This window comes from Streptomyces sp. SDT5-1 (assembly GCF_052245995.1).
Classification (GTDB): domain Bacteria; phylum Actinomycetota; class Actinomycetes; order Streptomycetales; family Streptomycetaceae; genus Streptomyces.
Window position 1 is genome coordinate 7,739,703 of the sequence record NZ_CM125963.1, and the last position, 26,206, is coordinate 7,765,908.

General features: G+C 72.0%; 23 protein-coding genes and 1 pseudogene. 10 read left to right on the top strand and 14 right to left on the bottom strand.

What is annotated here, in order from left to right; all coding sequences use genetic code 11:
• The first annotated feature begins 556 nt into the window (after positions 1 to 556).
• Positions 557 to 1,621 carry a PP2C family protein-serine/threonine phosphatase gene (locus ACTWJ8_RS35670; protein WP_443265098.1) on the top strand — a complete coding sequence of 355 codons (1,065 nt, stop codon included), beginning with the start codon at positions 557 to 559 and terminating at the stop codon, positions 1,619 to 1,621.
• Here ACTWJ8_RS35670 and ACTWJ8_RS35675 read toward each other — a convergent pair.
• Positions 1,561 to 1,986 (bottom strand): hypothetical protein, encoded by a 426-nt coding sequence (locus ACTWJ8_RS35675; RefSeq protein ID WP_443261641.1) that lies wholly within the window; start codon positions 1,984 to 1,986, stop codon positions 1,561 to 1,563. The genes ACTWJ8_RS35670 and ACTWJ8_RS35675 overlap by 61 nt on opposite strands.
• Before the next feature lie 431 nt (positions 1,987 to 2,417).
• On the opposite strand from ACTWJ8_RS35675, the gene ACTWJ8_RS35680 reads away from it, so the two are divergent.
• From ACTWJ8_RS35680 to ACTWJ8_RS35690, 3 genes are read left to right on the top strand one after another with little or no spacing between them, the layout of a single operon-like run.
• Entirely contained in the window at positions 2,418 to 2,663 is a 246-nt protein-coding gene (locus ACTWJ8_RS35680; protein WP_443261642.1) for a DUF3311 domain-containing protein, read from the top strand.
• On the top strand, positions 2,660 to 4,150 hold the full coding sequence (locus tag ACTWJ8_RS35685) for a sodium:solute symporter family protein (protein ID WP_443261643.1): 1,491 nt from the start codon (positions 2,660 to 2,662) through the stop codon (positions 4,148 to 4,150). The genes ACTWJ8_RS35680 and ACTWJ8_RS35685 overlap by 4 nt, the downstream gene beginning before the upstream one ends.
• Complete coding sequence (locus tag ACTWJ8_RS35690; protein WP_443261644.1) at positions 4,147 to 5,802, top strand: HAL/PAL/TAL family ammonia-lyase; 1,656 nt, start codon at positions 4,147 to 4,149, stop codon at positions 5,800 to 5,802. The genes ACTWJ8_RS35685 and ACTWJ8_RS35690 overlap by 4 nt, the downstream gene beginning before the upstream one ends.
• A gap of 27 nt (positions 5,803 to 5,829) precedes the next feature.
• Here ACTWJ8_RS35690 and ACTWJ8_RS35695 read toward each other — a convergent pair whose 3' ends face one another.
• The gene (locus ACTWJ8_RS35695) at positions 5,830 to 6,783 is read right to left on the bottom strand and encodes a PDR/VanB family oxidoreductase (protein WP_443261645.1); all 954 of its coding nucleotides are present in this window, start codon (positions 6,781 to 6,783) and stop codon (positions 5,830 to 5,832) included.
• Positions 6,784 to 6,985: 202 nt separating this feature from the next.
• On the opposite strand from ACTWJ8_RS35695, the gene ACTWJ8_RS35700 reads away from it, so the two are divergent.
• Complete coding sequence (locus tag ACTWJ8_RS35700) at positions 6,986 to 8,191, top strand: cytochrome P450 (protein ID WP_443261646.1); 1,206 nt, start codon at positions 6,986 to 6,988, stop codon at positions 8,189 to 8,191.
• Positions 8,192 to 8,195: 4 nt separating this feature from the next.
• On the opposite strand, the gene ACTWJ8_RS35705 is transcribed toward ACTWJ8_RS35700, so the two are convergent.
• Together ACTWJ8_RS35705 and ACTWJ8_RS35710 are read right to left on the bottom strand one after the other, a co-directional pair.
• Positions 8,196 to 8,993, bottom strand: a complete 798-nt coding sequence (locus tag ACTWJ8_RS35705) for an IclR family transcriptional regulator (protein ID WP_356373084.1) — start codon at positions 8,991 to 8,993, stop codon at positions 8,196 to 8,198.
• Between the two features lie 122 nt (positions 8,994 to 9,115).
• Positions 9,116 to 10,540 (bottom strand): amidase, encoded by a 1,425-nt coding sequence (locus tag ACTWJ8_RS35710; RefSeq protein WP_443261647.1) that lies wholly within the window; start codon positions 10,538 to 10,540, stop codon positions 9,116 to 9,118.
• A gap of 133 nt (positions 10,541 to 10,673) precedes the next feature.
• Between ACTWJ8_RS35710 and ACTWJ8_RS35715 the strand changes: the two are divergent.
• Together ACTWJ8_RS35715 and ACTWJ8_RS35720 are read left to right on the top strand one after the other, a co-directional pair.
• Positions 10,674 to 11,036: pseudogene (locus ACTWJ8_RS35715) on the top strand (VOC family protein); the annotation flags it as partial.
• Complete coding sequence (locus ACTWJ8_RS35720) at positions 11,037 to 11,447, top strand: hypothetical protein (protein ID WP_443265100.1); 411 nt, start codon at positions 11,037 to 11,039, stop codon at positions 11,445 to 11,447.
• A 17-nt stretch (positions 11,448 to 11,464) separates the two neighbouring features.
• Here the strand turns inward: ACTWJ8_RS35720 and ACTWJ8_RS35725 are convergent, their stop codons facing one another.
• From ACTWJ8_RS35725 to ACTWJ8_RS35740, 4 genes are all read right to left on the bottom strand, one after another.
• Entirely contained in the window at positions 11,465 to 12,538 is a 1,074-nt protein-coding gene (locus ACTWJ8_RS35725; RefSeq protein ID WP_443261648.1) for an Lrp/AsnC family transcriptional regulator, read from the bottom strand.
• 105 nt (positions 12,539 to 12,643) lie between these two features.
• Entirely contained in the window at positions 12,644 to 14,122 is a 1,479-nt protein-coding gene (nhaC, locus tag ACTWJ8_RS35730; RefSeq protein WP_443261649.1) for a Na+/H+ antiporter NhaC, read from the bottom strand.
• 102 nt (positions 14,123 to 14,224) lie between these two features.
• Positions 14,225 to 15,355, bottom strand: coding sequence for a DmpA family aminopeptidase (locus tag ACTWJ8_RS35735; RefSeq protein WP_356373080.1), 1,131 nt, complete (start codon positions 15,353 to 15,355; stop codon positions 14,225 to 14,227).
• Positions 15,352 to 16,062: a GntR family transcriptional regulator gene (locus ACTWJ8_RS35740; protein ID WP_443261650.1), complete on the bottom strand. Its 711-nt coding sequence runs from the start codon at positions 16,060 to 16,062 to the stop codon at positions 15,352 to 15,354. Before ACTWJ8_RS35740 ends, ACTWJ8_RS35735 begins: the two co-directional genes overlap by 4 nt.
• Before the next feature lie 236 nt (positions 16,063 to 16,298).
• On the opposite strand from ACTWJ8_RS35740, the gene ACTWJ8_RS35745 reads away from it, so the two are divergent.
• A complete protein-coding gene (locus ACTWJ8_RS35745) occupies positions 16,299 to 17,297 on the top strand; it encodes an asparaginase (RefSeq protein WP_443261651.1) in 999 nt (332 codons plus the stop codon).
• A gap of 18 nt (positions 17,298 to 17,315) precedes the next feature.
• Here ACTWJ8_RS35745 and ACTWJ8_RS35750 read toward each other — a convergent pair whose 3' ends face one another.
• The 5 genes from ACTWJ8_RS35750 to ACTWJ8_RS35770 all read right to left on the bottom strand — a co-directional run bounded on the left by ACTWJ8_RS35750 (position 17,316) and on the right by ACTWJ8_RS35770 (position 22,189).
• A complete protein-coding gene (locus ACTWJ8_RS35750; protein WP_443261652.1) occupies positions 17,316 to 18,506 on the bottom strand; it encodes an NAD(P)/FAD-dependent oxidoreductase in 1,191 nt (396 codons plus the stop codon).
• Complete coding sequence (locus ACTWJ8_RS35755) at positions 18,503 to 18,697, bottom strand: ferredoxin (protein ID WP_356373076.1); 195 nt, start codon at positions 18,695 to 18,697, stop codon at positions 18,503 to 18,505. Before ACTWJ8_RS35755 ends, ACTWJ8_RS35750 begins: the two co-directional genes overlap by 4 nt.
• Positions 18,698 to 18,735: 38 nt before the next feature.
• On the bottom strand, positions 18,736 to 19,968 hold the full coding sequence (locus tag ACTWJ8_RS35760; protein ID WP_443261653.1) for a cytochrome P450: 1,233 nt from the start codon (positions 19,966 to 19,968) through the stop codon (positions 18,736 to 18,738).
• Positions 19,969 to 20,126: 158 nt separating this feature from the next.
• The gene (locus tag ACTWJ8_RS35765; protein WP_356373074.1) at positions 20,127 to 20,744 is read right to left on the bottom strand and encodes a TetR/AcrR family transcriptional regulator; all 618 of its coding nucleotides are present in this window, start codon (positions 20,742 to 20,744) and stop codon (positions 20,127 to 20,129) included.
• A 110-nt stretch (positions 20,745 to 20,854) separates the two neighbouring features.
• The gene (locus ACTWJ8_RS35770) at positions 20,855 to 22,189 is read right to left on the bottom strand and encodes an NAD-dependent succinate-semialdehyde dehydrogenase (protein ID WP_443261654.1); all 1,335 of its coding nucleotides are present in this window, start codon (positions 22,187 to 22,189) and stop codon (positions 20,855 to 20,857) included.
• Positions 22,190 to 22,363: 174 nt separating this feature from the next.
• Between ACTWJ8_RS35770 and ACTWJ8_RS35775 the strand changes: the two genes are divergently transcribed.
• Positions 22,364 to 23,581, top strand: a complete 1,218-nt coding sequence (locus ACTWJ8_RS35775; protein WP_443261655.1) for an alpha-hydroxy acid oxidase — start codon at positions 22,364 to 22,366, stop codon at positions 23,579 to 23,581.
• A gap of 68 nt (positions 23,582 to 23,649) precedes the next feature.
• Here the strand turns inward: ACTWJ8_RS35775 and ACTWJ8_RS35780 are convergent, their stop codons facing one another.
• Complete coding sequence (locus ACTWJ8_RS35780; protein ID WP_443261657.1) at positions 23,650 to 25,194, bottom strand: FMN-binding glutamate synthase family protein; 1,545 nt, start codon at positions 25,192 to 25,194, stop codon at positions 23,650 to 23,652.
• A gap of 354 nt (positions 25,195 to 25,548) precedes the next feature.
• Here ACTWJ8_RS35780 and ACTWJ8_RS35785 point away from each other — a divergent pair, with 354 nt between their 5' ends.
• Positions 25,549 to 26,199: a hypothetical protein gene (locus tag ACTWJ8_RS35785; RefSeq protein ID WP_443261658.1), complete on the top strand. Its 651-nt coding sequence runs from the start codon at positions 25,549 to 25,551 to the stop codon at positions 26,197 to 26,199.
• The last annotated feature ends 7 nt before the right edge of the window (positions 26,200 to 26,206 follow it).

Genomic DNA, 26,206 nt, shown 5'->3' on the forward strand with positions numbered 1-26,206 from the left:
CCTTGAGGAAAAATTTGCATGTGCCGTACCATTTTTGGCGCGAGGCGCCTTGCGCGCCGCACGGCCCCGAGCCCCCGGGTCGAACTGTGCACTACTGGAGACGGCCGGAGCCGCCCGCCGACAACGCGGCTCCGGCCCTCCGCCGCGTACGCGGCCCGTGGGGCGGGTCTTCCCGCACGCTCCCGGACCGCGTCACGCCCGGCGGAGCAGGGCGAGGCGCGTGAGAAGGGGAGCCGCGCGTCCTCGCCGGTGGCCCCCGCCGACGTTCCTGGCGATTTCCGGCGGGGGCCGCCTTGGATCAGTACGAGATCCGTACGAGATCCGTACGAGGTCCGACGGGATGCGTACGAGACTTGGGCGAACGCCCCCATGTCCGACTCGATTGGATAACAAGACGCGTGTAAGCCGCACGGGAGCGGCGTGACGTTTGCATAGTCTAAAAGCGTCCCGCGCAGCCGGGCCGGGCCGGAGACGACACGCGAGTGGGGGCACTGTGGCCGCTACGGAACGCCAGAACAGCAGGAACCAGGTGCTGTACTGGCTGCCCGCCGTGGTGATGGCGGTGGTCGTCGTCGTGGACCTCACCGCAGGCCCCGGGGTCGGATTCCTCCCGCTGGTGTCGCTCGGACCGGCCTTCGCCGGGCTCATCGGCACGTGGCGGCGGACCGCCGTGATCGGCGGCGTGGCGCTGCTGCTGTGCGCGGGACTCGGCGTCTACGACGGCCTGTTCGAGACCCGGCGCGGATACACCGCGATGATGTCGGTGGCCGGAGTGACCGTGGCCGGCGTCGCCGCGGCGGTGATGCGCGGGCGGCGCGAGGCCGAACTCGCCAGCGTGCGCTCCATCGCCGAGGTCGCCCAGCGGGTGCTGCTGCGCCCGGTTCCCCGGGGCGCGGGCCCCCTCCAGGTCGCCATCTCGTACACGTCGGCCGACGCGGCGGCACGCATCGGCGGCGACCTGTACGAGGTGGTGGCCTCGCCGCAGGGCGTGCGGGTGATCGTCGGCGACGTGCAGGGCAAGGGGCTCGCCGCCGTGGAGACCGCGGCGCTCGTCCTCGGCGCCTTCCGCGAGGCCGCGCACGACGAACCGGACCTCGCCGCCCTCGCCGCGCGCCTGGAGCGCAGCGTGGCCCGCGCGGTCAACGGCGAGAAGTTCGTGACGGCGGTCCTCGTCGAGGTGCGGGCCGAGGAACGGACCGCCGCGATGCTGAACTGCGGACACCCTGCCCCCATGCTCGTACGCGCCGACGGCACGGTCACCTTCCCCGAACCGCCCGCCTACGCCCTGCCGCTCGGCCTCGGCATGCACGGCGCCGAGCCGCCCAGCGCCTACCGGGTCGACTTCGCGCCCGGCGACCAACTCCTGCTCTACACCGACGGCGTGACCGAGGCCCGCGACGCGTCCGGCGCCTTCTTCCCGCTCCAGGACCGCGCCGACCTCCTCAAGGCCGCCGAGGCCGAGGACGCCCTGGAGGCACTGCGCGAGGACGTGGTCCGCCACGCCAGCGGCCCGCTCCACGACGACGCGGCCATGCTCCTGCTCCGCTACCGCGAACCGTGTCACGAACCGCCCGGCGCGATGCCGTGCTCGTCGGCGAAGGAGCGCCGGCACAGGCCGTGACAGAAGCCGTACAGCACCCCGTCGTGCACGAGCGTGAGGGCGCTGTCGTCCCGTTCGACGGTCATGCCGCAGACCGGATCCAGGAACCGGCCGTCCGGCGCGGTGGCGGCCGGGACCCCGGAGGCGGCGTCGCGGTAGGGGCGGCTGATGAACTCGGTGAGGTCCAGGCTGCCCATGGGGCGGCCGAGGAGGCCGATGCCGCCCTCGGCGACACCGTCCACCAGCACGACGGCGTGCGGCGCGCTCCGCAGCCGCTCGGGGTCGCGCCCCGCCTCCCGCTCCGTCTCCATCAGCGCCTCGGTGATGAGGGGCACGGCGTGCGCGCTCAACTCCTTGCGCCATGACGCGGGGACGGTGACCCGCACCAGATAGTGTGGCGGATCGGCCGGATCGGCGGCCGGACGCTGCCCCAGGACCCAGGTGGCAGGCTCGTGGACGAGGACCTGCGTAATGGTGCGCTGGGCGTCGAGGACTTACTTCGACGGCGTGGCTGTCGTCCTCGACCATCAACGTGTCGATCAGCCGCCGCGCCAGCCTCTGTCGCTCGTGCTCCGCGAGCGCGCCGCGCGGGACGTGGACCTCGATCAACAGCATGGTGTGCCTCCCGTCTCCAAGGCGCCGGACTTCCCAACAGCCTGCCGACGGGCCGGTACCGGGCGCATCGTTCCGGGGGACGGTGTCCCGCCTGCCGCCGGGGGAGTAGCGGCCCCCCGTTCCTGCGCAGTGAGAATCCGGCATTGCCAAGATCGGTTCACCGGGCAAGCATTCCCCGTCCGTCCGGAAGGGAGCACGTCCCGTGTCACGCCGCTGGATCCTCATCCTGCTCAGCGCCGTCCCGGTCGCCGGGTCGTTGATCGTCGTCAACACCGAGCAGCCCTACGTCCTCGGCCTGCCCATGGTGGTGTTCTGGGCCGCCCTGTGGGTGGTGCTCACCACCGTCGTCATGGCCGTCGTGTACTGGCTCGATCCCGCCAACCACGAACCCGACGAACCCGCCGACGAGTTCGCCCACGACACCGCCGCAGAGGGAGCCGCCCGGTGAACGTCGCCCTCGCCGTTCTCGGCAGCTCCTTCGTCCTCGTCCTCGTCCTCGGGCTGCTCGCCCGGCGCGGCCGCACCATGGACCTCGAACAGTGGTCCGTCGGCGGCCGCGGCCTCGGCAGCCTGCTGGTGTTCCTGCTGGCCGCGGGCGAGAACTTCACCACGTACACCTTCCTCGGTGGCAGTGGCGGCGCCTACTCGATGGGCGGCCCGATGATCTACATGTTCTCGTCGATCTGCTACGTCGTCTTCTACTGGCTGGCCCCGCCGATCTGGGCCTACGCCCGCCGCCACAAGCTGCTCACCGCCCCGGACCTGTACGCCCACAAGTACCGGTCCAAGGCGTTCGGCGTGCTCACCGCCGTCGTCGGCGTGGTGTCCCTCGTCCCGTACCTCGTACTGCAGCTCAAGGGCCTCGGCATCATCGTCCACGAATGCTCGTACGGGCGGATCCCGCAGGGCGCGGCCGTGTGGATCGGCGTCGGTGTCATCGCCGTGTACGTCACCGTGTCCGGGCTGCGCGGCACCGCCTGGAACGCCGTCATCAAGGACACCCTGATGCTCGTGCTCGTCGTGGGACTCGGGCTGTATCTGCCGATCCACTACTACGGCGGGCTCGGTGACATGTTCCACGCCCTGGCCGCCGCCCACCCGCACTTCCTGACCCTGCCCGACCACGGGTACAGCGTGTGGTGGTACATCTCCACCAGCCTGCTGTTCGCCCTCGGCATCTGCACGTGGCCGCACATGATGCCGGGCATCCTCGCGGCCCGCAGCGCCAAGGCCCTGCGCCGCAACGCCGTCATCACACCCGCGTACCAGATCGTCCTCGTGATGGTCCTCGTCATCGGGTTCACGGCGGTGCTCGAGGTGCCCGGACTGAAGGACGGCGACCTCGCGCTGCTGTCGCTCGCCAAGGACGCGCTGCCGCCGTGGCTCGTCGGCCTCGTCGGCGTCGCGGGCATGCTCGCCGCGCTCGTTCCCGGCGCGATGCTGCTCCAGTCCGCCGCGATGCTCGTCGCGAAGAACATCTACCAAGTGGCGCGCCCCACCACGAGCGAGCGGACCGTCGGACGGCTCAGCCGCGTCCTCGTGCCGGTCCTCGCGCTCGTCGCCGCCGTGCTCACGTTCCGCGGCGGCGAGGCCATCGCCATGCTCCTCATCATGGCGTACGGGTTCGTGGTCCAGCTCTTCCCGGTGCTCGTCGCCTCGATGTTCCGGCGCAACCCCGTGACCACCGCGGGCGCCTGGGCCGGTGTGTGCACCGGCGTCGCCCTCGTCGGCTGGACCACCCTCACCGACGCCACCACCGCGAGCCTGCTGCCGTGGGCGCCGCGCCCCGTGCAGGACCTCGACGTCGGCGTCGTCGCCATGGTCGCCAACATCGTCGTGCTCGCCGCCGTCAGCGCCGCCACCCGGCACCGCGCGACACACCGGGACGACACCCGCCCCGCCACCACCACCGTCCCGGAAGGAGCCGCCCTGTGACCACCACAGCCACCAAACCCCTCGTCCTCGGAGACCGCCCGCTCACCCTCGACGACCTCGTCGCCGTCGCCCGCCACCACCGGCCCGTACGCCTCGGCGAGGCCGCGGAGAAGGCCATGGCGCCGAGCGCCGCCTGGATCTCCCGGCTCACCGACGACATGGCCGAGGGGGCGGGCGCCCGGCCCGTCTACAGCGTCAACACCGGCTTCGGCTCGCTCGCCGGACGCCAGGCCTTCGAGACCGCGGAGGACGCCGTCGAGCTGTCCCGCCGCCTCATCGTCTCCAACGCCTGCGGCGTCGGCCGGCACTGCCCCGAGGACGTCGTCCGCGCCACCATGCTGATCCGCGCCTCCAGCCTCGCGCGCGGCTACTCCGGTGTGCGCCCCGACGTCGTGCACACCCTCCTCGCCATGCTCAACGCCGGTGTCCACCCGGCGGTCCCCGAGTACGGCTCCCTCGGCGCCAGCGGCGACCTCATCCCGCTCGCCCACCTCGCGCTCGCCCTCAGCCGCCCCGCCGGTGGCGCCGACCCGGAGGAGGACAGCGGACTCGCCCACCACGAGGGCGAGTTGACGAGCGGACGCGCCGCCATGGCCGCCGCGGGCATCGAGCGGCTCGCCCTCGGCGCCAAGGAGGGACTCGCCCTCACCAACGGCACCTCGTACTCGACCGCCCTGTGCGCCCTCGCCCTCGCCGACGCCGAGAACCTCCTCGCCACAGCGGAGGTGACCGCCGCGATGAGCATCGAGGCCCTGCTCGGCTTCGGCGACGCCTTCCTGCCGCAGCTCCACGAGGCCCGGGGCCACGCCGGGCAGATCGCCACGGCGGCCCGGCTGCGCGCACTCCTCGACGGCAGCGCCTTCGTGGACGGCGCCGCCGACACCGACCCCGTACGCCAGCCACCCCAGGACGCGTACTCGCTGCGGTGCGTGCCGCAGGTGCTCGGACCCGTCCGCGACACCCTGGCCTTCGTGCACGGCATCGTCGAGACGGAGCTGAACGCCGCCACCGACAACCCGCTCGTCGTGCCCGAGCTGCCGCGCGGCCTCAAGGCCGTCTCGGGCGGCAACTTCCACGCCCAGTACCTGGCGTTCGCCTCCGACTTCCTCGCCATCGCCGTCACCGAGATCGGCTCCATCGCCGAACGCCGCCTGTTCCGGCTCAACGACGGCACCCTCAACCGGGGCCTTCCCGACATGCTCGTCGACGGCGAGAAGGTCGGCATGGACTGCGGCTACATGCTGCCGCAGTACCTCGCCGCCGCGCTGGTGTCGGACTGCAAGACCCTCGCGCACCCCGACAGCGTCGACTCCATCCCCACCTGCTCCAACCAGGAGGATCATGTCTCGATGGCCTCCAACGCGGGCCGGCACGCCCGGCAGATCGTGGCCAACATCGAGGCGGTCGTCGCCACCGAGCTGCTGATGGCGGGCCAGGCCATCGAACTGCGCCTCGCCGAGCAGAAACGGGACGCCGACGCCCTCGCCCCGGCCACCCGCGCCGCCCTCGACCGACTGCGCGACACACCCGCCACCGACGGCCGCCCCATCGACCACCTCACCCGCGACGTCGTGCTCTACCCGCGGGTGCACGCGGCGATCGACCTCGTCAGGTCCGGGGGAGTGGTACGGGCGGTGGACCAAGTCCTGTGACCCGTACGGGAGATGGGTGACCAGCGCTCACACGTCGAGGACGAGACGGTCGCCCCTGCACCGTGACACGCAGATCATCATGACGTCGCCCGCGGCCCGCTCCTCCTCGCTCAGGAGCTGGTCGCGGTGGTCGGGGACGCCGTCGAGCACCGCCGTCTCGCACGTGCCGCACACGCCCTCGCGGCACGAGGTGAGGGTGCGCACCCCGGCGTCGGCCAGGGCGTCGACGATGGACCGGCCCGCGGCTACCGCGATCTCCCGCCCGTCGCCCGTCTCCACCGTGAACGGGCGGTCGTCGCCGCGCTGTTGAGAGTCCGGCGCGGCGGCGAAGCGCTCCAATGTCAGGCGGGACGCGGGGTGCGCGGCGGTGTACTCCTGGACCGCCGCCAGCAGCCCCGCCGGGCCGCACGCGTACACAGGGGCGTCCGCCGCGCCCATGGCGTCCAGCTCGGCGGCGAGGTCCGCGACGCCCGACTCGTCGTCACGGTGCAGCCGCACCCGGTCGCCGTACGCGGCCAGCTCGGCGGTGAACGCCATGCTGTCCGCGCAGCGGCCCAGATACAGCAACCGCCAGTCCACGCCCGCCCGTTCCGCCGCCGCGACCATCGGCAGGATCGGCGTGATCCCGATGCCACCGGCCACGAACACGGGGCGCGGCGCGTCCAGGTCGAGGGCGAACGTGTTCCGGGGCGCGCTCACCAGCAGCGTGTCGCCCTCCCGTACCCGGTCGTGCAGATACGCCGAGCCGCCCCGCCCGTCCGGCTCCCGCAGCACCGCGATCCGCCAGCCCGCGTCCTCGGGCGCCGACGACAGCGAGTACTGGCGCACCAGGTCGCGCGAGAGGACGACGTCGATGTGCGCGCCGGGCGACCACGCGGGCAGCGACCGGCCCTCGCGCGCCGCCAGGACGAAGGAGCGCACCCCCGCCGCCTCGGCACGTGTCTCCTTCACGGTCACGGTGAGATGGTCCTGCGTCGGCATGCTGCTTCCTCCGTCTCGTCCTGGCCGGCACGTCCGCCGGCGGAACGCCCCGTGCTCCGCCGCATCGTCAGAAACCCGGCACCGCGGCGGCAACAGCGGTTCTCAGCGGGTGATAACGGCCGTGTCCCGCACTCGGGGCGCCGGTCTACGTTGCCCGTGCGGGGTCCACCCGGCCCCACCGCCGTACCCAAGGAGGCGCCAGATGTCCGCCCCGGCCGACACCCCCGTCGCACACCTCGCCGACGACCCCTACGACGACGCCCACCTCACCGACCCGTACCCGCTGTTCACGCGGATGCGGGAGGCCGGGCCCGCCGTGTGGCTCGAGCGCTACGGGGTGCACGCCTTCACGCGGTACACCGAGTGCCGGGAGATCCTCACCGACCACGAGTCGTTCCTGTCAGGGGCCGGCGTCGGGCCCCGCAACTACCACCAGGAACCGCCGTGGAAGCCCGCAGGCATCCTGGACTCCGACCCGCCCGTGCACACCCCGCTGCGCACCGCCATGTCCGGTGTCATCTCCCCGCGCGGCGTCCGCGCGCTGCGCCCCGGATTCCAGGCATACGCCGAGCGGCTCGTCGGCGAACTCCTCGACCGGCGCGAGTTCGACGCGGTGACCGAGATGGCCGAGCCGTTCCCCGTCGAGGTGTTCGGCAACGCCGTCGGCATCCCCCGCGAGGGCCGCGCCGCACACCTCCTGCCGTACGGGGCCATGAACTTCGCCGCCTTCGGACCCGAGGACGCCCGCCACGACGCCTACTTCGCGGCCGGCGAGCACACCGTCGACTGGGTCATGGAGAACTGCGCCCGCGAGAACCTCACCCCCGACGGACTCGGCGCGCAACTGTGGGCGTACGCCGACCAGGGTGTCATCACCGGCGACGAGGCGACCCGCCTGGTGCGCGCCCTGCTGTCCGCGGGCCTCGACACGACGGCACTCGCCCTCGGCAACACCATGAGGTGTCTGACCGCCCACCCCGACCAGTGGGCGCTGCTGCACGCCAACCCGAAGCTCGCCCGGTTCGCCGTGGACGAGGCGCTGCGCCACGAGTCACCGTTCCAGTCCTTCTTCCGCACGACCGCCCACGACGTCGACTTCCACGGTGTGCGGATCCCGGAAGACACCAAGCTCGCCCTGTTCACCGGGGCCGCCAACCGAGACCCCCGGCGCTTCGGCGACGACGCCGACACCTACCGCATCGAACGGGACGCCTCCGGGCACCTCGCGTTCGGCTTCGGCATCCACCAGTGCGTCGGCCAGCCCATCTCGCGCCTCGAGGCGGAGGTCCTCATCGGCGAACTGGCGCGCAGGGTCAGGACGGTGGAACCGGCGGGCGAGCCGGTTCCGTTCCTGCACAACACCCTGCGCGGCTGGAGCCGCCTGCCGGTGCGCGTCACACCGGCCTGACATGTCACCCGGCCGGTGCCCCGGTCCCGTACTCCAGGATCTCCCCGAGCCGCAGGCTCGCCGCCTGCAAGCGGTCGCGGGCCTGCCGCCGCCAGGCGGGCCCGCACCGCTGCTCGGGCCCGGCCACGGTCAGCGCGCACACCACCTCGCCCGTCGCGGTCACCGGCACCGCGACGGCGACCGCGCCCTCGTTCAGCTCGCCCTGCGAGATCAGGAACCCGCTCGCCCTGATCCGCTCCATCTCCCGGGCCAGCCGGGCCCGGTCGGGGGTGTGCGCGGTGATGGTGCGCATCGGCTGGTCGAGGACCCGCTCGATGACCGGGCGCGGCGCGTGGGCCAGCAGGATGCGCTGTCCCGCGCCCGCGTACAGCGGCAGCAGCTGGTTGATCCGGAACGCCATCCGGATCGCGTGCGGCGACTGCGTCTGCCGCAGACACATCGCCTGCGAGCCGACCCGCACGGTCAGCACCGCCGTCTCCCCGGTCGCGTCCGTCAGCTCCTGCAGCAGCGGATGCCCGAGCTCCACGAGCCGGGTGTGTGTCAGATGCTGCCCCGACAGCTCGAGCAGCCGCCACCCCGGAACGTAGGTGCCCGACCGCTCCTCCACCAGGTCGAACTCCCGCAGCGTGCGCAGATACCGGTACACCGTGCTCACCGGGATCCCGGCGTCGGCCGCGATCTGCTCGACACGGGTCTCCCCGGACTCGGCCACACTGATCAGCACGCTCAGCCCGCGCTGGAACGACACACCCGCACCGGACGACGTCGCCCGACCCGGCTCCTGCGGGACAGCCCCGGCCATGCGCTCTCCCCTCGTCCCGGCCCGCACACCGGTAGTGCCCGGTCGGCGGCGCCGCCAGCGTAGATCAGGCGTGACGTGAGGACGAGGGGGTGTCCAGAGCGAGAGACGGCCGGTGCGGGCCCTTACACCAGCGCCTCGTACGACCACGGCCGCGCCGCCTCGACCGCCTTGCCGACGCGGAAGACCGTCGGGTCGTCGTAGGTGTGGCCGACGATCTGGACGCCCGTCGGGAGGCCCCAGCTCGACATGCCGGAGGGCACGTTGAGGACCGGGCAGCGGTTGTTGATGTTGAAGGGGTTGGTCATGGCGCACCAGAGCGGGTCGACGGTCTCCTCGCCGTGGACCATCACCTTCTCGTCCGCGAGTTCGTCGCCCGCGTGCCAGCCGGGGATCGCCGTCGTCGGGCACAGCAGGGCGGAGAACGGGCCCATGGCGGTGGCCAGCTGGTTCTGGAGGCGGTGTTCGGCACGCAGGCTGTCGAGGTAGCTGACGCGGGAGCGGGCGCGTTCCATCGCGTCGGCGAAGGCGCGGGCGTAGGAGGTGAGGTCGTCGGAGCGCGTCGCGGCGATCTCGGTGATCTGCGCGCCGAAGATCGTGGAGAAGTGGCCCGCGATCGAGGTCAGCAGGTCGAGGTGGGTCCACGGGAGTTCGATCTCCTCGACATGTGCGCCCGCCTCGGTGAGGGCCGCGGCCGTGGCCCGCAGGTTCGCCTCCACCTCGGGGTGCACGTCGTACTCGCCGAGGCGCACGCACAGCGCGATCCGCATCCCGGCCACGTCGTCGTACACCGTCGGCAGCGTCAGCTTCGGGCGGATCGTGGCGTGGTCGCGCGGGTCCGGGCCGGACAGCACGTTCTGGAACGCGATCACGTCGTCGACGGTGCGGGCCATCGGGCCGTCGCCCCGGTAGTGGTCGGCGGCGATCGGGCCGTAACCGGGGTTGCGGCCGTACGGCGCCTTGAAGCCGACGGTGCCGGTGAACGCCGCCGGGATGCGCGTCGAGCCGCCGATGTCGGACGCGGACGCGAGGAGCGTCGTACCGGCGGCGAGCGAGGCGCCGGCGCCGCCCGACGAACCGCCCGGCGTGAACTCGGTGTTCCACGGATTGCGGGTGACACCCCACAGCCGGGTGTGGGTGTACGTCGCGATGGAGAACTCGGGCGTCGCGGTGCGGGCGTGGATGATGCCGCCCGCGTCCAGGATGCGGTCGACGAACGGGTGGTTCTCGGTGGCGAGTTCGTCCTTGCGGGTCAGCGAGCCCTCGGTGAGGGTGCGTCCGAGGATGCCGTGCTTCTCCTTGGTGGCCACCGGAATGCCTTCGAGTGCGCGCGGCTCGCGGCCGTTCCTGCCGAGGTATGTCTCCTCGGCCTGCCGCGCCTGCTCCAGGGCCTCGTCGAAGAGACGCTCCGTGAAGGCGTTGATCTTCGGCTCGACCTGGTCGGTGCGTTCGACGACGGCACGCATCAGCTCGACGGGCGACAACTCCCGCGCGGCGAAGAGCCGGCGGGCCTCCGTGGCGCTGAGGTAGGTGAGTTCGGCGGTAGTCATGCGGCCACCTTCGGGGATGAGCGGCGGATGGGCGTGGGATTGCACGGATCCGCCAGATCGGCGGGTCCGGGTGCGCCGAATTCGCCCACGGCCGCGCTTGATCGGGGTACCGGAGTGGGGCAGTCTCACCCGCATGGTCTCGGTGGTGCGGAACGTGGCGGTCGACTGTGCGGATGCCCATGCGCTGGCACGGTTCTGGAGCGAGGTGACCCGCTGCCCGCTGCATCCGGACGATCGGCCGGGCGACCCGGAGATCGACGTGATGCTGCCGGAGGGCCCGCTGCTGCACTTCAACGAGGTGCCGGAACCGAAGACGACCAAGAACCGCGTCCACCTGTGCCTGCGCCCGACGACCTCGCGCGAGGAGGAGGTCGAGCGGCTGCTGCGCCTCGGCGCCTCCCTGGTCACCGACCGCCGCAACCCGGACGACACGGGCTGGGCCGTCCTGGCGGACCCCGAGGGCAACGAGTTCTGCGTGCTGCGCGGCGAACACGACCTGGAGGAGCGGGGGACACACCCTCACCCGACCACGCCCGAACGGAAGCTCGCCGAAGCCAAGAAGGAGCTGAACCTCCCGCCCACCGTCGTGATCTGCGGATCCACCCGTTTCATGGCCGAGATGGCCGAGGCGGAGCTGCGGGAGACCGAAGCCGGAAGGATCGTCGTCAAACCGGCCTGGGATCCCAAGTCGCCGCACACCCGGTGGGCCGATCCCAAGGAGGCCGAGACACTGAAGGACCGGCTCGCCACCCTGCACCGGGCGAAGATCCGGCTCGCCGACGAGGTGCTCGTCGTCGGCGACCACATCGGGGACAGCACCCGGGCCGAGATCGCCTACGCCCGGACACTGGGCAAGCCCGTGCGGTTCACACACCCCGAAGCAGCCCAGGGAGAGGGCACCGTTTAGCCAGGAGAGGGCACTGTTCAGGGAGTCGGCACCGGGCGCCACACGTCCATCGGGACGCACTCCACGCTGCGGCCCTCCTCGTCCAGCAGGCGCCCCATCCGCTTGACCCAGCGGAGCGTCACCGCCCGGTTCAGGACGCGCAGCGCCGGGAACTTCGCGCCGACCCGCGCCTCGTAGCGCGACAGGTCGTCCATGCCGTGCATCCACACCACGGCCGCCAGATTCGCCTCCGACGCCACGGACGCCGACAGACGTGTGTCGCGCAGCAGCGTCAACTCCTCGGCCGCCGCGTCCAGTTCCGTGGGCGGCGCCGCCATCCACAGCGTCGCCGTGCTGCGCCAGCCCGCGTGGAGGTGGGCCGCCTCGCAGCGCAGTGTGGCCTTGCCGCCGCCGAGCACCCCGGCGAGCAGCCGCCGCACCGTCGACTCGGGGCGGCCGAGCCGGGCGGCGAGCGCGGCGACGGGCCGCCGGCCGTCCTCCGCGAGCAGCAGCATCAGGGCCCGCTCGTCGGCGTTGAGGATACGGTCGGCGCTGCCCGACACATCGGGCTCGAGGTCACGCTGCTGCTCCCGGCTGAGCGCGTCGAGACGCCACTGGCTGCCCTCCTGGTGCAGGCGCTGCACCAGATGCGTACGGGTGCCGGTGATCTCCGGGTAGCGGGCGAGCGACAGCACGAAGTCGCTCATCATCCGGGTCGACGCCGCCGCGACGGTGAGCAGTAGATCGCACGATCCCGCCACGAGTTCCACGCTCACCGCGTGCGGCTGGGCGGCCAGCCGGGCGGCGAGCGGCTCACGGGCCTGCGGCGCGCACGTCACCTCGACGAAGGCGAGCGAGCCGAACACCACCTGACCCGCCGCCGAATAGCACGTCACCCACGCGGCGCCGCTGTCCCGCAGCCGTGACCAGCGCCGCGACAGCGTGGCCGCGTCGACGCCGAGCGGGCCCGCGAGCTGGGACCACGGCGCGCGGGGCGCGAGCTGAAGGGCGTTCACGAGCGCCAGGTCGAGTTCATCGAGCGTTGTCGCGGCGGCGGTAGCGGCCGTCGTGGACACCCGGCCGGCCGGGGGCCGCGCTGCGGTTCCGTGCATGGGATCAGCCTCCGGCTGCGGATTCTTGCAATTTCGCCGGAGGGCCGGAAGGGGGCGGTTCTGTAGCCCACGTCACACCGTGCACACGCCGGCGGTCGGCGAGCGTCAGGGAGCGGTGGCCGGCTCCGACGACGCGGTCCGGCCCGCCGCCACGCTCGTGCGCGCGATGCCGATGCCGGTGTACCCGCAGATCACCGCGAACACGGCGCCCAGGTAGCAGAGGAAGGCGTACGGGGCGTACGAGAGGGTGGCCACGCCCAGTGTCGTCGACATGTACATCGCGGCCTCGCTCCACGGGATCAGCGGCACCATCACCGTCCCGGAGTCCTCCAGGGTGCGCGAGAGGTTCTTCGCCGCGAGGCCCTTGTCGGCGTAGACCTGCTTGAAGCCCTCGCCGGGGATCAGGATCGTGAGGTACGAGGTCCCGGTGGCGAGCGCGACGCCGATCGAGGACCCGACCGTGGCGAGGACGATGCCTCCGGTGCGCCGCACGCGGTGCAGCAGGCGCGCCATGAGGACGTCCATGAAACCGGCCTCGGTGATGATGCCGGCGAACGCGAACCCGGCGAGGCCGATGAGGACGACGCTCGTCATGGACGCGAGGCCGCCCCGGTCGAGCAGGGTCCTGGCGGCCTCGGGAACGGCCTGCGCGTCCCAGCCGTGCGCGGCGAGCATGTCGGTGCTGAAACCCTCGGACGCGGCGGCGCTCAGGTCGGACAGCGAGAAGCCCTGCACGAGGCCGCCGAGGACCGCGGCCACGAGCGACGACAGGATGATCGTGGGCAGCGGCGGCTTGCGCAGGACGGCTCCGAGAAGCACCACGAGCGGCGGAAGCAGCAGGAGCGGGCTGAAGGTGAACGCCTTGCCGAGGAAGCCCAGCAGCTCCTCCGTCTGCCTGCCCGTGCCCTGCACGTCGCCCGTGTGCATGGTCAGACCGAGGAAGAAGTAGGCGACCAGCGACACCAGAGCGGCGGGCACCGTGGTGTAGAGGAGATGGCGGATGTGCTCGAAGAGGTTGGCGCCCGCGACGACCGGCGCGAGGTTCGTGGTGTCCGACAGCGGTGACATCTTGTCGCCGAAGTAGGCGCCCGCGACGATCGCCCCCGCCGTCATCGGCAGCGAGGCGCCCAGGCCGCCCGCCACGCTGATGAGCGCGACACCGACCGTGCCGACCGAGCCCCAGGACGTGCCCGTGAGCGTGGACACCACGACCGTGACCAGGAACGACACCGGGAGTATCCAGTGCGGTTCGATCACCCGGAGGCCGAAGTCCACCACCATGGGGATGGTTCCGCTGATCATCCAGGTGCCGGTGAGCATGCCGATCGACATCAGGATCAGCAGCGCCGGCATCGTCGAGTCGATCTTGCGGCGGATGCCGGTGAGCATCCGCTCCCAGGTCAGGCCGAACCACAGCGCGTACACCCCGGCGAAGCTGGAGGCGACGATGAGGAGGATCACGGGGTCGAGGCCGAGCCAGACGGTTCCGACGACCAGCAGCGCGATCATCACGGCGATCGGGACGAGAGCCTGGAGGAAGGTGGGTGTCCGGCGCGGCGCCGCGACCGGAGCGGTTTCGGGCATGGTTCGCTCTTTCCGGGGTGGGTGAGGGCAGGTCGAACCGGGCCGCGGGGCATGCCGACGGCCGGTGGGTGTGCGGTGGTGCGGGGTGTGGGGGACGGCGGGTTACGCCGAGGGCTCCGGTGGCCGGTGCGCGCGCACGAGGCGGGCCACGAGGTCCGTGGGCAGCGCGGGCGCGTGGTGGCCGCGGATGCCGGTCACGGGGCGGGCGGCGAACAGGGAGCCGAGGACGGCCTCCTCCGTGGCCTCCGCGGTGGCCCGGAACATCAGGTCCATGAGCGGGCCGTTCTCGGCCAGGGCCGTCGCGGCGCGCACGGGACCGGTCGGGGTGTGCGGGGTGCGCTGTGTCGTGGACCAGGCCAGGGCGTACTCGCCGCTGCCGTGCTGGACGATGCCGCCGGTGCGGGCCAGGCCGACAGAGGCGCGCTTGGCGATGCGGCGCAGCTGACGGGCGTCGGCCAGGGCGTCCGTCGCGACGAGGACGACGCACGAGCCGGCGCCGCGCGCGAACTCGGCCTGCTCCGCCGCCCGTTCGGGGGTGAGGTGGCGGCCGACGGGAGTGCCGAGCACGGTGAGGTCCGCCGCCCGCCCGAAGTTCGCGAGGACCAGCACGCCGACGGTGAAGGGATCGCCCTCACCGGTGTCGACGAGCCGTGAGCTGGAGCCGATGCCGGCCTTCCAGCCGAAGGACACCATTCCGGTGCCCGCCCCGACGGCCCCCTCCGGCACGGGCGCGTCGGACGCCGCGTCGAGTGCGTCGATGACGTGCTCCGGGCGGACCAGGAGGCCGCGGATGTCGTTGAGCCAGCCGTCGTTGCACTCCAGAACCACCGGGTTGACGGTGCCGGTGGTGACACCGATCTCCGGGTGCCCCTGGAGCGCGTGCCGGGCCAGGCCCTCGAAGGCGGCCCCGACGCCGAGCGTGTTCGTGAGCGCCAACGGGGTCTCCAGGACGCCGAGTTCGGTGACCTGGCTGAGTCCTGCGGCCTTCCCGAAACCGTTCACGACATCGAGGCCCGCGGCCGGCTTCTCGCGGAACACGGAGCCGGGGGCGGGGACGACGACGGTCGCACCGGTCCGCGCCGGGTGCGCGCCGTCGTCGTGGTGGAGCGTGACGTGGCCGACGCGCACACCTCGTACGTCGGTGAGGGAGTTCGTGGGGCCGGGCGGCAGGATGCCGGGGGCGATGCCCAGGGTGCGGGGGCGGGGGCGGGGCTCGGGTGCCTGGGGTGTCACCTGGCCTCCGCCCGGCGGGTGGTGCGGCGCGCGGTACCCGCCCCCTCGGCGGCGACCGGCTCGGCCTTGAGCGAGTGCAGCAACTCCGTCTCGACCAGGCCGAGATGGGCCTCCATCAGACTCGCCGCGAGATCGGCGTCGCCGTCCGCGACCGCCTCGGCCATCGCCTCGTGGTCGCTCAGCGAAGCCTCCGTGTGCGCGGGCTGCGACACCAGGCCGCTGCGCAGCACGATCACCTGCTGCTGCACCAGCCACACCTGCTCGGCGATACGAGGACTGTGCGCGGCCTCCATCAGCGAACGGTGGAATTCGAGGTCCAGGTTGTACGGCAGCTTCCGCCCCGTCTCGCGCGCCTTGCGGGAGCGTTCGCACACCTTCCGAAGGCGGGCCACTTCCTTCGGCTGCACGCGGAGCGCGGCCAGGCGGGCCGCCCGGCACTCAAGGGCCGAGCGCAGCTCGAACAGGGCCGCCACCTCGTCGGGGCCCGCGGTCAGCACGGCCGCGCCTTTGTTCGGGACGTGCACCAGCAGCCCGTCGCTGACCAATTGACCGATGGCCTCGCGCAGCGGGCTGCGGCTGATGCCGAGATCGCGGGCGATCTCCACCTCGTTGAGGCGGGAGCCGGACGGCAGCACGCCGGTGAGGATCTGCTCGCGCAGCATCTCGGCGACCTGACCCGCCAGGCGACGGTGGACCAGTCCGGTCACGGGAACCTCCGGAGGGCAACGAGGGGGATGAGGCAGCGCAGGGGGGGGGGGGCGAAACGCACTGCCGAAGTGTCGACAGACGTCAGTGGACAGGCGCGCCGAACTCCCTGTCAAGGCTTTCCGGTGACCGTCTTTCATCGCGGACAACTGTCGACACTTGAAGCCGAAACTGATAACTGTCGACACTTGAGGGCCGCCGGTCGGCCCTTCCGACGCCCACGACCGAAGGACAGCCCATGACCGCCGCCGCAGCCCCCACCCCGTCCCTGCCCGTGCTCGCGGAGGTGTGGCGCGGCGACTTCCTGGAGTCCGTCCACCACGGTTCACTGGTGGTGCTCGACGCGCAGGGCGCCCCCGTCCTCGCGGCCGGGCCCGTCGACAGCCCCATGTACCCGCGCTCGTCCAACAAGCCGCTCCAGAGCGTCGGCATGCTCCGCGCCGGGCTCGACCTCGACGGTGAACTCCTCGCCCTCGCCTGCGCGAGCCACTCCGGCGAGGCCTTCCACCTCGACGGGGTGCGCCGCATCCTCGCCGGCGCGGGCCTGACCGAGGACGCGTTGCAGTGCACCGCCGCCCTGCCCATCGGCGCCGAGGCGCAGCCCGCGCACCTCGCCGCCGGGCTCGGCCCCACCCGTATCACCATGAACTGCTCGGGCAAGCACGCGGCGATGCTCGCCACCTGCGTCGCGGCCGGCTGGTCGCTCGACGACTACCTCGACCCCGCGCACCCCTTGCAGGTCGCCCTGCGCGAGGCCCTGGAGGACCTGGCGGGGGAGAAGTCCACGTCCGTCGGCGTCGACGGCTGCGGCGCCCCGCTGTTCGCGCTCACCCTCACCGGCCTGGCCCGCGCTTTCGCTCGGATCGCCACCGCTCCCGAAGGCAGCCACGAACACCGTGTGGCCGCCGCCATGAACGCCCACCCCGAGTACGTCGGCGGCACCGGCCGCGACGTCACCACCCTCATGCGCGCGCTCCCCGGCGTCGTCGCCAAGGACGGCGCCGAGGGTGTCTACGCGCTGGCCCGCCCGGACGGCTCCGCCGTCGCCCTCAAGATCGCCGACGGTGCGCAGCGGCCGCGCCCCGTCGTGATGACCGCGGCGCTGCGCCACCTCGGCGTCGTCGTCGACGCGGACCCGCGCCTCACCGAACTCACCGAGACCCCCGTCCTCGGCCACGGCGAACCCGTCGGAGCGGTGCGCCCCTCGGACGTCGTGACCGGTCGGCAAAAGCCCTGAGCCCTCCGACGGGAGGATTCAGGGCCCGTCGGCCCCCGCGGCGATCGCCGCCCGCCACCGCCGCAGCTCCTTCGGCGGCATGCCGACGGACAGCACCCCGGTGAGCCGTGCGCGACTGCGGTACGCGACGAGGAAACGGCCCTCCGCCAGGGATCCCTCCACCACCCGTGCCTCGTCGTGGCCGCGCAGGTGCCCGTACGCCTGGATCTTGAGCCCGTGCTGGTCGGACCAGAAGTACGGGATCGGCGCGAAGGGCCTGGGCCGTTCCGGACTGAACAGGTTGCGGGCGGCGGCCATGCCCTGCTCCGCGGCGTTCGTACGGTGCTCGACGCGCATGCTCGTGCCGAACAGCGGATGCTGCCAGCGGGCCACGTCCCCGGCCGCGTACACGCCGGGCGCCGCGGCGGAGTACTGGTCGCACACCACCCCGTCGGCCACGCGGAGCCCGCTGTCGGCGAGCCACTCCGTGTTGGGCTCGGAGCCGATGGCCACGAGGACGTCGTCGGCCGGGAGCAGCGCCCCGTCCGCCAGGCGCACGCCGGTGACGCGGCCCGCGTCGGCCACCAGCTCGTCGACCTTGACGCCGGTGCGCAGGTCCACGCCGTGCGCGCGGTGGACCCGCGCGAGGTGGGCGCCGACCTCGTGGCCGACCGCGTGGGCGAGGGGGAGCGGGGCGGTTTCCAGGAGGGTGACATCGGCGCCCAACGCGCGTGCGGAGGAGGCCACTTCGGCGCCCAGGAACCCGGCCCCCACCACGACGAGACGCCGCCCCGACCTCAGCCGGTCACGCAGTGCCAGGGCGTCGTCCAGGTCGCGCAGCACGTGCACGCCCCGCAGTTCGCACTGGGGCAGCCGCCGGGGCCGTACGCCGGTCGCGATCACCAGGCCGTCGTAGTCGAGGGCGGAGCCGTCGGAGAGGGTGACGGTGCGGGTGTCGGTGGACAGGGCCGTGGCCGACGTGTCGAGGCGCAGGTCCAGGTCGAGCGCGGCGAGGTCGGCGGCCGGGCGCAGCGCGGTCCGCTCCGGCTCCCAGGCGCCGGACAGGACCTGCTTGGACAGCGGAGGTCGGTCGTAGGGCGGATGGGCCTCGCGGCCGACGAGTGCGAGGGGCCCGTCGTAGCCCTCGCGCCGCAGTGTCTCGGCTGCGGCGAGGCCCGCCGCCGACGCCCCGACGACCACGACCCGGCGCGGCGGCCGGTGCTGGGTCACTTGTCCGCCAGGTGGATGGCGGCGGCGGGGCAGACGGCGGCCGACTCGCGTACGTCGTCGTGGTGCGCGGCGTCGGGGGTGTCGGTGAGCAGCTCGACGATGCCGTCGTCGTCCTGGTCGAAGACGTCGGGGGCGAGCATGACGCACTGGCCGGAGGCGACACACTTGGGCTGGTCGACGGTGATGTGCATGGTGACTCTCGCTTCTCTTCTCGTACGGGGAGTGGTGGCTACCAGGTGACGGGGAGTTCGTAGACGCCGTACACCAGGCCGTCGTGCTTGAACTCCAGCCGGTCGATGTCGGTGGCCAGGGCGAGGGTGGGGATGCGGCGGTACAACGTGCTGTAGACGACCTGGAGTTCGACGCGGGCGAGCGGCTGACCCAGGCACTGGTGCACGCCGTAGCCGAAGGCGACGTGGCGGCGGGCGTCGCGGGTGATGTCGAGCGTGTCGGGGTCGCCGGCGAACGCGTTGGGATCGCGGTTGGCGACCTCGTTGGCGAAGATGATGCCCTCGCCCGCGCGGATCACCTGACCGTCGATCTCGATGTCCTCCCGTGCCACGCGACGGCGGCCCGAGTGCGTGATGTTGAGGTAGCGCAGGAGTTCCTCGACGGCCGCGGAGACCGTCTTCGGGTCCTGAGCGTTCCTCAGGGCGGCCAGCTGATCGGGGTGTTGGAGGAGGGCGAGGGTGCCCAGGGCGATCATGTTGGCGGTCGTCTCGTGTCCGGCGCCGAGCAGCAGCACACCCATGTGCGCGGCCTCGCGCCGTGTCATCTCCCCGGTGGCCACCCGCTTGACGGCCAGCTCGGACAGCAGGTCGTCGGCAGGGCGCGCCTCCTTGGCCGCCAGCAGCTCCTCCAGATAGTCCGCGAGGGCCGTGGTGGCGGCGACGGACTCCTCGGGGCTGGCGTCGCGCTTGACGATGACCTGGGTGTTGCGCTGGAACAGGTCGTGGTCCGCGTAGGGCACGCCGAGCAGTTCGCAGATGACGAGGCTGGGGACCGGGAGGGCGAACGCCTGGACCAGGTCGACGGGCCGGGGCCCGGCGAGCATGTCGTCGATCAGGTCGTCGACGATGCGCTGGACCGAGGGGCGCAGCGTCTCGATCTTCTTGACGGCGAAGGGTGCGGTCACCATGCGGCGGATCCGCGCGTGGTCGGGGTCGTCCATGGTCAGGAACGTCTGCCGGGTTCGGGCGCTCGCCCGCCGACCCTCCGAGGTGTGCGGGTAGCCGTCCGCGTTCACGTCCGCGCTGACCCGCGGATCGCCGAGCAGCGCACGCACGTGGTCGTAGCGGGTGATCAGCCAGGGGCTGCTGCCGTCCCAGATACGGACGCGGGCGAGCGGCTGCTCGGGCTGGAGGGCGTGAAGGGCGGGCGGCGGGTCGAAGGGGCAGCCGGCGGCGCGGGGGCTCGGGTGCGTGGGGAGGTCGGTCGCGGGGGCGACCTGGGTGTCGGTCATCGAGGCCTCCGTGGGGAGAGGGTGCGTGATCGGTGGCGCTGGTGCGTCCCCACATGCCTAACAGTGTTAGGTGCCTAGGGCAACGATGTGATCGAGTCCTTCCCGTTGAAACATCGCTATTCGGCCGACTCTCCAAGCATCCTGCGTGCGTTGGGACTTCACGCCCCGGAAGGCAGCAGATCCAACAGGTCGTCCGCCCTGGCCAGCACCGACTCCCGGTCGCTGGGGAACGGCAGCGCCACCGACATGGACACGATGCCGTGCAGCGAGGCCCACAGCAGCACCGCCAACTGCTCGTCGCCCGGCCCCTCTTCACCGCGCCGCAGCGGAGCCACCGCGTCCTGCCACACCTGACGCACCTCGCGCAGCGGACTCGGATCCGCCTCCTCACGGGGCACCTGGATCCGCTCGATGCCGAACATCAGCCGATACACGCGGGGGTTGTCCAGCGCGTACGCGCAGTAGTGCCGCGCCATCGCCCGCAGCGCGCCCCGCGGACCCTCCGCCGACGCCGCCTCGCGCGCCGTGCGCAACTCCACCGCGAGCCGCCCGAAGGCCCGCTGCGTGAGCGCGGCCACCAGCTCCGCCCGATTCCTGAAGTGCAGATAGACGCTGGGCGCCGCGATGCCGACCTCGCGGGCCACCGCACGCAGTGACAGATCGCCCTCCCGGCCCGACTCCATCAGCATCCGGGCCGCGGTGCGCAGGATCTCGTCCTTCAGCGCCGCCCCCTCGCCCCACTGGCTCTGCTCACGGCGCTTGAACCCCTCGCTCACCCGTGTCCCCTCCCGACACAACCGGCTCCTGTGGCACCGATTGTGGCCGAAACACCGAGGGCGTCGACCGAACGGGTTCGGCCGACGCCCTCGGGACACGCGCGCGGGAGCTACGCGACGGTGCGGATCAGCTTCTTGTTCACGAACTCCTCGATGCCGGGGCGGCCCAGCTCACGGCCGAAGCCGGAGCGCTTGACGCCGCCGAACGGCAGCTCCGAGCCCTCGGCGCCGACGCCGTTGATGAACACCATGCCCGCCTCGATGCCCTCGGCGACGCGCTGCGCCTGCTCGGGGTCGGTCGTGAACACGTAGGAACCCAGGCCGTACGGGGTGTCGTTGGCGATCCGCAGGGCGTCGGCCTCGTCCGCGGCCTTGAACACCATCGCGACCGGGCCGAACAGCTCCTGCCGCGCCGTCGGGGACTCGGTGGTCAGGCCCGTCAGGACGCCCGCCGGGTAGTGGGCGCCCTTGCGCTCGCCCTGGGTGTGCAGCGTGGCGCCCTCGGCGACGGCGGCGGCCACCTGCCGCTCCAGGTTGTCGGCTGCCGCCACCGACGACAGCGGGGCGCCGGACTGGCGGGCCAGGAGCTGCGCGGCGAACTTCTCCACGAACGCGTCGTACAGGTCGGACACGACGATGAAGCGCTTGGCCGCGTTGCAGGCCTGACCGGTGTTGTCGAGGCGCGCGGCGACCGCGGACTCCACGACGGCGTCGAGGTCGTCGGTGGCGAGCACCACGAACGGGTCGGAGCCGCCGAGCTCGAGGACGACCTTCTTCAGGTTGCGGCCGGCGATCTCCGCCACCGCGGCGCCCGCCCGCTCCGAACCGGTCAGCGAGACACCCTGGACGCGCGGATCGGCGATGACCTCGGCGATCTGCTCGTTGGTGGCGTACACATTGACGTACGCGCCCGCGGGGAAGCCCGCTTCGGCACACAGCTTCTCCAGGAGCGCCGCCGTGGCGGGGCACTGCGGGGCGTGCTTGAGGACGATGGTGTTGCCGATCGCCAGGTTCGGGGCGGCGAACCGGGCGACCTGATACGCCGGGAAGTTCCACGGCATGATGCCGAGGAGGACGCCCACCGGGCTGCGGCGCACGACGGCGCGGCCGGGCCCGGACGTCACGTTCAGCTCCTCGTCGGCGAGGAACTCCTCGGCGTGATCGGCGTAGTAGTGGTAGATGTCGACACAGAAGTCGACCTCGCCCTCCGCCTCGTCGCGCGGCTTGCCCATCTCGCGCACGATGCTGTCCGCCAGCTCGGTGCGGTGCTCGGCGTGCAGATCGCCCAGGCGGCGCAGCAGCGCGGCACGCTCGGCGACGGTGCTGGTGCGGCCCCACGCGGACGCCTTGTGCGCGGCGTCGACCGCCGCCGCCACCTCGGCGTCGGTCGCGGTGGGGTAGGTCTCGACGGTCTCGCCGGTGGCCGGGTCGGTGACTGCGTACATCAAATCTCCAGAAGCGTGCGAGCGGAAGGGCCGTGGTGTGCGGCCCGCGGTCCTCACGTACCGCGAGGCCCCCTTGTGAGCACTCTATGGCTCCTGACCGGCGATGACACGAGCGGCCCGGGGTGTCGCCGCCGGGGCAGGTGCGCGCCACGGGGCGACCTGTAGCGTGCGGTCATGAAACACCGACTGCCCCAGATCTCCGAGCTGCGTCCCCTGCTGAAGTTCGACGGATTCAACCCCGACAGACGCGCCGCCCGGCTCGGGAGGGCCGCCGACGTGTGGGACCTGCGCGCCATAGCCAGGCGCCGCACACCGCGGCCCGCCTTCGACTACGTCGACGGGGCGGCCCAGCGTGAGTTGACGGCCCGTCGGGCGCGCCGGGCCTTCGACGACGTCGTGCTGCTGCCGCGCATCCTGCACGGCACCGAGAAGGTCGACCTCGGCACCGACATCGCCGGAGCGCGGTCCGAGCTGCCGTTCGGGATCGCGCCCACCGGCTTCACCCGCTTCATGCACGCCGAGGGCGAGGACGCCGGAGCGAGCGCCGCCGCGGCCGCCGGCATCCCGTTCTCCCTGTCCACCATGGGCACCCGCTCCCTCGAGCAGGTCGCCGCCGCGGCGCCGGACGGGCGCCGCTGGTTCCAGCTGTACCTGTGGAAGGACCGGCAGCGCTCGCTCGACCTCCTCCAGCGGGCCACCGCGAACGGCTTCGACACCCTGCTCGTCACCGTCGACACACCCGTCGCGGGCCAGCGGCTGCGCGACGCCCGCAACGGCATGGTGATTCCGCCCCGGCTCACCCTCAGGACCGTGCTCGACGCCTCGTACCGCCCTGAATGGTGGTTCAACTTCCTGACCACGGACCCGCTCAGCTTCGCGTCCCTGTCGGGCACGAGCCAGGACCTGCCGACGCTCATCAACTCGATGTTCGACCCGACGCTGTCCATCGAGGACCTGGAGTGGATCAGGTCCCAGTGGCCCGGCAAGCTGTTCGTCAAGGGCGTGCTCACGGCCGAGGACGCGCGCCGCTCCCTCGGCGCCGGGGCCGACGGGCTCGTCGTGTCCAACCATGGCGGGCGCCAACTCGACCGCGCGCCCGTCTCGTTGCACGCGCTGCCCGAGGTGCGGGCCGAGGCGGGCGACGACGTCGAGATCATCCTCGACTCCGGGATCATGTCGGGCGCGGACATCGTCGCCGCGCTGTGCGCCGGAGCCGACTTCACCCTCATCGGACGCGCGTACCTGTACGGGCTGATGGCGGGCGGCCGCGAAGGTGTGTCGCGGGTCGTCGACCTGCTCGCCAAGGAGATCGAGGTGACCATGCAGCTCCTCGGCGCCGCGACCGTCGCCGACCTCGGACCGCACCTGCTGCGCACCGCGCCCACGGGCTGACGCGCATCGGCCGACGGTGCAAGGGCGGCACCGTCGGCCGGATCGGTCTGACCGTGCGAATCCGGGTGTCAGACCCCCGGCTTGGGCTCCGGGGCCGACTCGCCGGTGAGGAGTTCGGTGATCTCCTCGGTGAGGTCCGTGCCGAGCTCGCCCCAGCCGTCCTTGTAGCCGTACACGCTCGCCAGGCTGCGGGCGTCGTAGTCGCCGTTCATGATGTCGATGTCGTTCGGCGTGATCAGCGACGGGTGGGCGACACCCACCGCGCCCGACACCTTCAGCAACTCCTTGCGCAGCGTGCGCAGGTACATCGCCGCACGGTTGGCCTTCGACGGCGCGTCGACGCCGCGCACCAGCCACGGGTCCTGCGTCGCGATGCCCGTCGGGCACTTGTCCGTGTGGCACTTCTGCGCCTGGATGCAGCCGATCGACAGCATTGCCTCACGGCCCACGTTGATCATGTCGACGCCGAGCGCGAAGGCCACGGCGGCGTTCTCCGGCAGGCCCAGCTTGCCCGAGCCGATGAAGGTGAGTCGATCGGTGAGCCCGTGCTCGGCGAACGTGCTGTAGACGCGCGAGAAGCCCATCCTGAACGGCAGCGACACCGAGTCGCTGAAGATCAGCGGGGCCGCGCCGGTGCCGCCCTCGCCGCCGTCGATGGTCACGAAGTCGACGCCGCGGTCGCCGCGCGCCATCAGCGTGGCCAGCTCCTCCCAGAAGCTCATCTCGCCGACGGCGCTCTTGATGCCGACCGGCAGACCCGTCTCCGCGGCCAGCAGCTCCACGAAGTCCAGCATCGAGTCGACGTCGTGGAACGCGGTGTGCCGGGAGGGCGAGGCGCAGTCCTTGCCGACCGGGATGCCGCGGATCTCGGCGATCTCCGACGTCACCTTCGCGCCCGGCAGCATGCCGCCGAGGCCCGGCTTCGCGCCCTGCGACAGCTTGATCTCCAGTGCCTTGACGGGGGCGCTCTCGACCACGGCCTTGAGCTTGTCGAGGTTGAACGTGCCGTCGTCGTTGCGGCAGCCGAAGTACGAGGTGCCGATCTGGAGGACGAGATCGCCGCCGTTGCGGTGGTAGGGCGACAGGCCGCCCTCACCGGTGTTGTGCATCGTGCCGGCCAGCGCCGCGCCCTTGTTGAGCGCCGTCACGGCGGCGCCGGACAGCGAACCGAAGCTCATCGCCGAGATGTTGACGACGCTCGCGGGGCGGAACGCCTTGGCGCGCCCGCGCGGGCCGCCGAGCACCTTCGCCGAGGGCAGCGGGGCCTGCGGGTCGTGCAGATCGGGCAACGGGCCCGCGAACGTGCGCTGTTTGATGTACGGGTGGCCCTGTACGTGCTCCACGTCGTTGTCGGTGCCGAAGCCGAAGTAGTTGTTCTCCTCCTTCGCCGACGCGTAGATCCACGTGCGCTGGTCGCGGCTGAAGGGACGCTCCTCGTCGTTGGACGTCACCACGTACTGCCGCAGTTCGGGCCCTATCGTCTCCAGCATGTACCGGGCGTGCCCGATCACCGGGAAGTTCCGCAGGAGCGCGTGCTTCTTCTGCACGAGGTCGCGGGCGGCCACCAGGGCCACTGCTGTCGCGGCTGCCGCACCGATGTTGCGAGCACGCATGAACGATCCTCTCCTCGACTGCTCGGCGTTCGACGTCGAAACGCCACCTGATCGTAGAGGTCGGGGGTCGGGGAGGGCAGGGCCGGGGCAGTCGGGCCCGCGCGGCGGCCGTGCACCTGCGTGCACGACGGCGGAAGCACGAAAAGAGGGACCGTAGAAACGCCAATAAAGCGGACGTAACGTTGAAGGCGAGTTCGCGGCACTCGCCCGCTCCCAGACCTGCAACGACGCCGAAAGCGTCGGCACGGCCATCGGCGTCGGCCTCATCGTCATCTTCTGGGCCGTGACGGACATCATCCTCGGCATCACCTACGCCGTCGTCCGCCTGGCACGCCGCCCGGAAGGCGCGTCGCGATGAAGAGGGTCGTAGCGGCGACCGGCGCGGCCCTCGTCCTCTTCGGCGGAGCGGCGGCCTGCGGCACCAGCACGAGCGAGGACACCAGCGGCGACACGGTCTCGACCGAGACGCAGAAGAAGACCCCGTCGGAGCCCCAACAGGACACCCCCTCGGAGTCGCAGCCGGAATCGTCGTCCCAGCCCGCCACGCTCAAGGCCGGCGAGACGGTGCACCTGAAGACCGCCGAGATCAGCGACGAGGACTTCAGCACCTTCGAAGGGTCCGCGGACGTCACCCTGGTGTCGGTGAAGGAGTACGGCTCCGCCGATCTGCCAGCCGATTCGTACGCCGACCTCTCCCAGGGAGACGAACTGGTCGTCGTCACGCTCAAGGTCGAGAACACCGGCGAAGACCAGATCGACATGATGCCGTACAACTCCAACATCACGTGGACCGGCGAGGACGGCCAGGTCGCCGGCGTCGACCCCGGCTACCTGGACGAGGCGTACCTCCCCGAGGACCTGACCTCGACCGACAGCCTCCAGCCGGGCGAGCATGTGCAGGGCGGCACCGTGGTGGTCATCCACGCCACCCAGCCCGGCAAGCTGCACTTCGCGGACGACGGCGACAACCGCCTCTTCGACGTCGCCACGCAGGGAGTCGGGTAGGGGCCGA

Excerpts from the sequence above, each read along its gene's own strand:
- ACTWJ8_RS35710 (WP_443261647.1), bottom strand. The coding sequence starts at position 10,540 with ATGACTACCGCCGAACTCACCTACCTCAGCGCCACGGAGGCCCGCCGG.
- ACTWJ8_RS35745 (WP_443261651.1), top strand. The coding sequence starts at position 16,299 with ATGACCGCCGCCGCAGCCCCCACCCCGTCCCTGCCCGTGCTCGCGGAG.
- ACTWJ8_RS35770 (WP_443261654.1), bottom strand. The coding sequence starts at position 22,189 with ATGTACGCAGTCACCGACCCGGCCACCGGCGAGACCGTCGAGACCTAC.
- ACTWJ8_RS35695 (WP_443261645.1), bottom strand. The coding sequence starts at position 6,783 with ATGCCGACGCAGGACCATCTCACCGTGACCGTGAAGGAGACACGTGCC.
- nhaC (WP_443261649.1), bottom strand. The coding sequence starts at position 14,122 with ATGCCCGAAACCGCTCCGGTCGCGGCGCCGCGCCGGACACCCACCTTC.
- ACTWJ8_RS35670 (WP_443265098.1), top strand. The coding sequence starts at position 557 with ATGGCGGTGGTCGTCGTCGTGGACCTCACCGCAGGCCCCGGGGTCGGA.
- ACTWJ8_RS35780 (WP_443261657.1), bottom strand. The coding sequence starts at position 25,194 with ATGCGTGCTCGCAACATCGGTGCGGCAGCCGCGACAGCAGTGGCCCTG.
- ACTWJ8_RS35705 (WP_356373084.1), bottom strand. The coding sequence starts at position 8,993 with ATGGCCGGGGCTGTCCCGCAGGAGCCGGGTCGGGCGACGTCGTCCGGT.
- ACTWJ8_RS35725 (WP_443261648.1), bottom strand. The coding sequence starts at position 12,538 with ATGCACGGAACCGCAGCGCGGCCCCCGGCCGGCCGGGTGTCCACGACG.
- ACTWJ8_RS35755 (WP_356373076.1), bottom strand. The coding sequence starts at position 18,697 with ATGCACATCACCGTCGACCAGCCCAAGTGTGTCGCCTCCGGCCAGTGC.
- ACTWJ8_RS35700 (WP_443261646.1), top strand. The coding sequence starts at position 6,986 with ATGTCCGCCCCGGCCGACACCCCCGTCGCACACCTCGCCGACGACCCC.
- ACTWJ8_RS35760 (WP_443261653.1), bottom strand. The coding sequence starts at position 19,968 with ATGACCGACACCCAGGTCGCCCCCGCGACCGACCTCCCCACGCACCCG.
- ACTWJ8_RS35775 (WP_443261655.1), top strand. The coding sequence starts at position 22,364 with ATGAAACACCGACTGCCCCAGATCTCCGAGCTGCGTCCCCTGCTGAAG.
- ACTWJ8_RS35785 (WP_443261658.1), top strand. The coding sequence starts at position 25,549 with ATGAAGAGGGTCGTAGCGGCGACCGGCGCGGCCCTCGTCCTCTTCGGC.